At 32.5% G+C, this 6,122-nt stretch carries 6 protein-coding genes and 1 riboswitch; of the genes, 5 read left to right on the forward strand and 1 reads right to left on the reverse strand.

The window, feature by feature from the left end:
* Positions 1 to 10 precede the first annotated feature (10 nt).
* Positions 11 to 520, reverse strand: coding sequence for a GNAT family N-acetyltransferase (locus OH814_RS17605; RefSeq protein WP_308829065.1), 510 nt, complete (start codon positions 518 to 520; stop codon positions 11 to 13).
* A gap of 224 nt (positions 521 to 744) precedes the next feature.
* Between OH814_RS17605 and OH814_RS17610 the strand changes: the two genes are divergently transcribed.
* The 5 genes from OH814_RS17610 to OH814_RS17630 all read left to right on the forward strand — a co-directional run bounded on the left by OH814_RS17610 (position 745) and on the right by OH814_RS17630 (position 6,073).
* Complete coding sequence (locus tag OH814_RS17610; protein ID WP_279194899.1) at positions 745 to 2,892, forward strand: DNA mismatch repair protein MutS; 2,148 nt, start codon at positions 745 to 747, stop codon at positions 2,890 to 2,892.
* A 122-nt stretch (positions 2,893 to 3,014) separates the two neighbouring features.
* Positions 3,015 to 3,503, forward strand: a complete 489-nt coding sequence (locus tag OH814_RS17615) for a YcxB family protein (protein WP_115620011.1) — start codon at positions 3,015 to 3,017, stop codon at positions 3,501 to 3,503.
* Positions 3,504 to 3,830: 327 nt separating this feature from the next.
* A complete protein-coding gene (locus tag OH814_RS17620) occupies positions 3,831 to 4,490 on the forward strand; it encodes an ATP-binding cassette domain-containing protein (protein ID WP_308829066.1) in 660 nt (219 codons plus the stop codon).
* A gap of 34 nt (positions 4,491 to 4,524) precedes the next feature.
* Positions 4,525 to 5,322 (forward strand): hypothetical protein, encoded by a 798-nt coding sequence (locus tag OH814_RS17625; RefSeq protein WP_228421438.1) that lies wholly within the window; start codon positions 4,525 to 4,527, stop codon positions 5,320 to 5,322.
* A gap of 78 nt (positions 5,323 to 5,400) precedes the next feature.
* A riboswitch (cobalamin riboswitch) is annotated at positions 5,401 to 5,578 on the forward strand.
* Between the two features lie 111 nt (positions 5,579 to 5,689).
* Positions 5,690 to 6,073, forward strand: a complete 384-nt coding sequence (locus tag OH814_RS17630) for an acyl-CoA thioesterase (RefSeq protein WP_074229813.1) — start codon at positions 5,690 to 5,692, stop codon at positions 6,071 to 6,073.
* Positions 6,074 to 6,122 lie beyond the last annotated feature (49 nt).

Genomic DNA, 6,122 nt, shown 5'->3' on the forward strand with positions numbered 1-6,122 from the left:
AATGACAAAATCACATATTTTTCCTTAGGCTAAATACCAAATTCTCAGGAAAACCTTCATCCGCTCTCCCCTCTTCCAAAATAAATTGATGTTTTAAAAGAAGTGACTTTGAATTTTCATTGAATTTATTGGTGAAAGCTAAAATTTCATCTAAATATAATTCATTAAAACCAAAATTCAAAACAGCTTTCAAAGCTTCAGACATAATTCCTTTTCTATGATAATCAGGCAACAGTTCATACCCGACTTCGGCTTCTTTACGGTCTTCAGAAAATCGGTATAAACATATTGTTCCGATAAGATTTGTTTGATTTTTTAAAGAGATTCCCAAATAAAATGTTTCTTTGTTTGCAGTTCGTTGTTTTATCGTTAAAATAAAACTCAGTGCTTCATAATTCGTTTGTGGTGGATTTCTCTTTAAAAATCTATTGATTTCTTCATTGCTCCGAATTTTCAGAATATCCTCTGCGTGATTTTCATTGATTTCTTTAAGAATTAATCGTTCGGTTTCTATTCTCATATTTCAAATGTAATAAAACCTTGTTGAAATTAATATTTAAAACTGAACCATTAAGGAAGTTAAGGTTATTAAGAAATCAAATAGATTTTCTTTAAAGCTGATAAATGTAAAAGCGAATCAACTTAATATTGTTAACTGCTTAATAAAAACCTTAATGGTTAAAATTTAAAATACATTTTCAAATTCTCAAATTAATTCATTTCCAAATTAATTATCTTTGCACTGTGTATATAAATAAAGAAGATTTAGACGAATTAGAGTTTCCGCAATTGCTCGCGGAAATTGCTCCTTTTGCATATTCTCCAAAAACGAGAGATAAAATTCTTGAACTTCGTCCGATGAACATTGACGAAGCTGAAGTTTCATTGAAAAAAACTTCCGAATATCTATCAAGTTTTGAAAGTTCGAATGCGGTTCCGTTTGACGAATATGAAGATATTGAAAATGAACTAAAGTTGATGCTGATCGAAAATTATCGATTGGAAAATGTAGCTTTTATCAAAATAAAAACGCTTACGGAACAAATCGGAAAACTACAGAAATTTTTTCCGACGATGCCCGAAACTTTCCCCAATTTGATTCAGGATGTTTCTGCACTTGAATATAAAAAGGAAATCATTGATAAAATTGATAAAGTTTTCAACCGTTTTGGCGAAGTGAAAAGTGAAGCTTCCCCGATTTTAAAAGAGTTGAGAACTGAAATTCAGCATGCTAAAAAAGCAATTACAGAAAATTTCAACAGAGCTTTGTTCAATTACGGACAGAGTGAATTTCTGGATGATATTCGAGAAACAATTATTGACGACCAAAGAGTTTTAGCCGTAAAATCAGCATACAAAAAAAGAGTTGCAGGAAGAGTTTTAGGACTTTCAAAAACAGGTTCTATCACGTATATGCAGCCGGATTCTGTGGTAAAACATCATTTTAAACTTAAGGAAAGTCAGGAAGAGGAAAAAAAGGAAATCGACAAAATTCTGAGAAAATTAACGGCAGAGTTGGCCGAATTTCAACCTCAGCTTTGGAGATATCAGATGTATATTTTCGATCTTGATTTAACGAGGGCCAAATCGAAGTTTGCTGAGCAAATCAACGGAATTTTACCTAAAATAAACCGTCACAAAACCTTACGATTAAAAGATGCTTTCCATCCTTTATTGTTTTTAAGAAATAAAGCAGAAAACAAAACTATTTTCCCACAAACATTAGCTTTAACGGAGCACAACAGAATTATCTGTATTTCCGGACCCAATGCCGGTGGAAAATCGATTACACTGAAAACTGTTGGGCTACTTCAACTAATGATTCAGAGCGGAATTTTAGTTCCTACACATCCGAAATCTGAGATGTTTTTCTTCGATAAGATAATGACCGATATTGGTGACAATCAATCTATTGAAAATCATCTTTCGACCTATTCATCAAGATTAAAGAAAATGGGTGGAATCATCCGTGAAGCTGATGGCGAAACGCTTTTACTGATCGACGAATTCGGAACAGGTTCTGATCCTGAGCTGGGTGGCGCTTTGGCAGAAAGTTTCTTAGAGTTTTTCTATGACAAAAAAAGTTTTGCGATTATTACAACGCATTATACTAATATCAAACTTGTTGTAGAACAACTTCCCAATGCAGAAAATGCAGCGATGCTATTTAATGAAGAAACTTTAGAACCAATGTATAAACTGGAAGTCGGACAAGCCGGAAGTTCATTTACATTTGAAGTTGCCGAAAAGAATAAAATTCCACGTTTTATCATTCATTCTGCGAAGAAAAAAGTGGAACATGATATTGTAAATTTAGATAAAACGATTGTAAAGCTTCAACAGGAAAAATACGAAGTTGAAAAACTAAAAACCGATCTTGCCGAAAGAAAAGAATCGGTGGAAGACAAGCGTGATAATTTGCAAAAACTAAATGAGCAGCTGCAGCAAAAGTTATTTAATTTCCAGAAATTATATGAAGATGAACACCGAAAACTTCAGTTTGGAAGCAAAATAGAAGCCTTTATCGACAGTTATGTGAAAGGAAAATCGAGGAAAGACGTGGTGAAAGATTTTGTAAAGATCTTGGAGCAGGAAAAATTCAGAAAAATTGGAGCTGACAAAGATGAATCTAAGCGTCTGCAGGTCGTAAAAAGAAAAATTACGCAACAATTGAAGAAGGAAGACGTGATCGAAAAAATTACGGAAACCAACGAAAAAATTGAGGAAAAACGTAAATCTGACCGAGCTGTCTGGATGAAAGAAGGGCAACGCGTGAGAATTACCGGAAGTACGAGTGTGGGAACAATTGAGAAAATCTCGAGAAATAAAGTGACGGTAAATTACGGTACTTTTAAGACGATGATTGATGCAGACGAATTGGAAAGGATCTAATTTTCAACGCAAAGATTATCTTCTACTTTTAATATTTTAAGAAGCAAAGAGTTGCTAACAAGTCGCTTAAGCTTGAATATTCAGACGATTTATCAAAATATTTTATTGATTATTACTTTTAAATGACTGTAAAAACTCATATTACATTTAAGGAATTTTTGAATTTTAATATTAAAAGTTCATTGCCGAGAATTATTATTTTCTCTTTCATTATCCTGATATTTTTGGTTTTGAATCTTTATAATACTGAAAATGATACGCAGAATATCTTACAATCTGCATCGATTTGGTTTGCTGCTGTTTTTGTTTTTATCATCATCCGTTCTTATTTCCGTTTGAAGAATGCATTTTTTTCTAACAAGAAAATTCAGGAAGAAATCATTTATACTTTTACTGAAGAAAAAGTTCAGACAAAGGGCGAAACTTTCGAAGGCGATTTCGCCTGGAATACAGTCTACAAGATTAAAGAAACCAAGGATTGGCTTTTGATCTATCAAAGTAAAACAACGATGAATATGGTTCCGAAAAAATACTTTTCCGACAGCCAGATTTCAGAACTGAGGAACATGATTAAAAAAAGTAATGTAAAAGCAAAGCTTTTAAATAATTAAACTAAAAGAGAGCAACCTTATATTGCTCTCTTTTTTATTTCTATTTTTGAATATGCTTATCAATTTAAAAGTATTGTGGATTTTTTACAGGAAACTTCTTATTCCGGGAGTTTTGTTTTCTTTATTAACATCCATTCCTGCAGGAATAAATTTTGAATCCTTCAGCTTTGGATTTTTATTTATTTTCCCGTTAATGCATTACTTCATTTATGAATTAAGACTTAAAAACGAATATCATTTCTATGCTAATTTTGGGTTTTCAAGAATATCACTTTGGATGATAACAGTTGCTTTTAGTATTATTTTAAAACTTATTTCTGTTATTCTATGAGCAAGCTTCATATCGACAGTATTACAAAGTCTTTTGGTAAAAAAGATATTTTAAAAGACATTTATTTAAGCTGTGAAACCGGGAATATTTCTGGACTTTTAGGAAGAAATGGTTCTGGGAAATCAACTTTGTTTCAAATTATTTTTGGAACGATAAAAGGTGATACTCAATATATAAAATTCAACGATATAATTTTAAAGAATCAATCTGATAGGAAAAATAGAATCGCTTATTTACCTCAACATTCATTTTTACCGAAGAATATAAAGATCAAAAACCTTATTGATTTATTTTGTGCTAAAGAAAATAATGAGAAAATTTCTCAATCAAAATTCATTCAACCATTTTTAAATGAAACTCCAAATACACTTTCCGGAGGCGAACTCAGAATTGTTGAAGTTTTGTTGATTATTTATTCCAAAGCTGAAGTAGTTTTACTGGATGAACCTTTTCACAGCCTTTCGCCAAAAATAGTAACCGAAATAAAAACAATTATCAAACAACAAACTGATAAAGGTTTTATCATTTCAGATCATCAATATCATGACGTTTTAGATATTTCAGACAATATTTTTCTTCTTTCGGATACTCATTTAAAGCCAATCAAAGATTTAACAGAATTGAAAAGGTTTAATTATCTTCCTACAACTATTTAATTTATATCTTTGAACTATAAATATTCTTTTTATCATGACTTTCATCCACAAAGCAATCTATTTATCGGTATTTTGTATTTTCTCTTTTAGTTTGGTTAATGCTCAGAATAAAGTTCCTTTTGGTGTTGTAAAAGCCGAAGAAGGCTATGCAATGGTGCGTGTACACAAAGAAGATTACCGTAAAATCGTTGATAAAATCAGAATGAAAAAAGGAGACGTTTTTGTGTATGTAAAACCCGCTCCCGGAGAAACTGAATGGATATGGATAAAATATCCTGAAAAAGAAGAGCTCCCAAAGCCTTTCGTACGATACGACAGTCTTAATAAAGAAGGAATGGTGAACAAAAGCCGTATTGCATTTATCGATCAGCTTCCGAAGTTCACTCCGGTATTATCCAAAAACGGTAGATCGATCACTTTTACAGACAACAATAATCAGAAAATACCAACCGCTCAGCGAACGAAAGTGGTGATTGACATTTATCCTTCAAGCGCAAAATTCAAAAAACAGGAAAAGGATGCGGAAGGTAATATAGTTAAAATAGACAAACAAAAAACCTGGGGACTTGGAAAAGAGCTTCCTGAAGATTTAAAGGAAATAAAATCAGTTCGTGTACAGCAGCCCGGAAGAGGCTCTGTTTTCGTGAGAGAAGCAATTAAAAACATGTTTAATCCAACGATGGATTTTGACAATATGGGTGTTACATCAATCGATGATGATCATATTTTTCTTTATATGATTAATGGTTCTGGAGAGCACAGATACACGACTTTCTGGACCATTAAGGAAGGAAAAGCGATCAGCCAGATTATTTATAGCAACCCTGAATAATTCTTTACAAATATTCTTATTATTATTCTTATTTTTGCAACCGAAAAGTCTTTAGCTTTTGGCGTATCGCTTTATGCTACTATTTTTCGAGAAACTGGTTCTGTTTAACCGCAGATTAAAAGGGAATCGTGTGAAAATCACGAACTGTCGCGCAACTGTAAGTAACCGAAGTCTTTATAAAAAGCCACTGTGCAAAGCATGGGAAGGAATAAAGATGTTACAAGTCAGGAGACCTGCCTATTTCTTTAGACAAAAACTTTCGCGATTTGAAGTTTATTGATCTTATAGGTTTTCAGGAATTTCATGTTCCTGAATAATTCTGTTGGTTTCAATATCATTTCATTTTCGCTTTAATTTATAATGAAATATGACTACAGAAGAAAGAATTCAATCATCGGAAACCAGAATTTTTAAAGCCGTTTTCCCCAATACTACTAATCATTACGATACCCTTTTTGGAGGAACCGCTATGCAATTGATGGATGAAGTTGCCTTTATTACCGCAACAAGATTTGCCAGAAAACGAGTGGTAACCGTAAGCAGCGATAAAATTGATTTTAAAAAACCAATTCCTGCAGGAACGATTGTGGAATTAATCGGAAAAGTTTCGCACGTTGGAAAAACGAGTATGAAAGTGAATGTTGAGATCTACACCGAGCAAATGTATTCTTACGAAAGAGAAAAGGCAATTGTAGGAGATTTTACTTTTGTAGCGATTGACGAATTTAAGAAACCAATTCAAATACTATAAATAGAGGTTTCGGCAACCTTTGGTTGCCGAAACCAATTGAAATTCAATG

The sequence above is a fragment of the Chryseobacterium sp. CFS15 genome (genome assembly GCF_031118795.1).
GTDB lineage: Bacteria > Bacteroidota > Bacteroidia > Flavobacteriales > Weeksellaceae > Chryseobacterium > Chryseobacterium indoltheticum.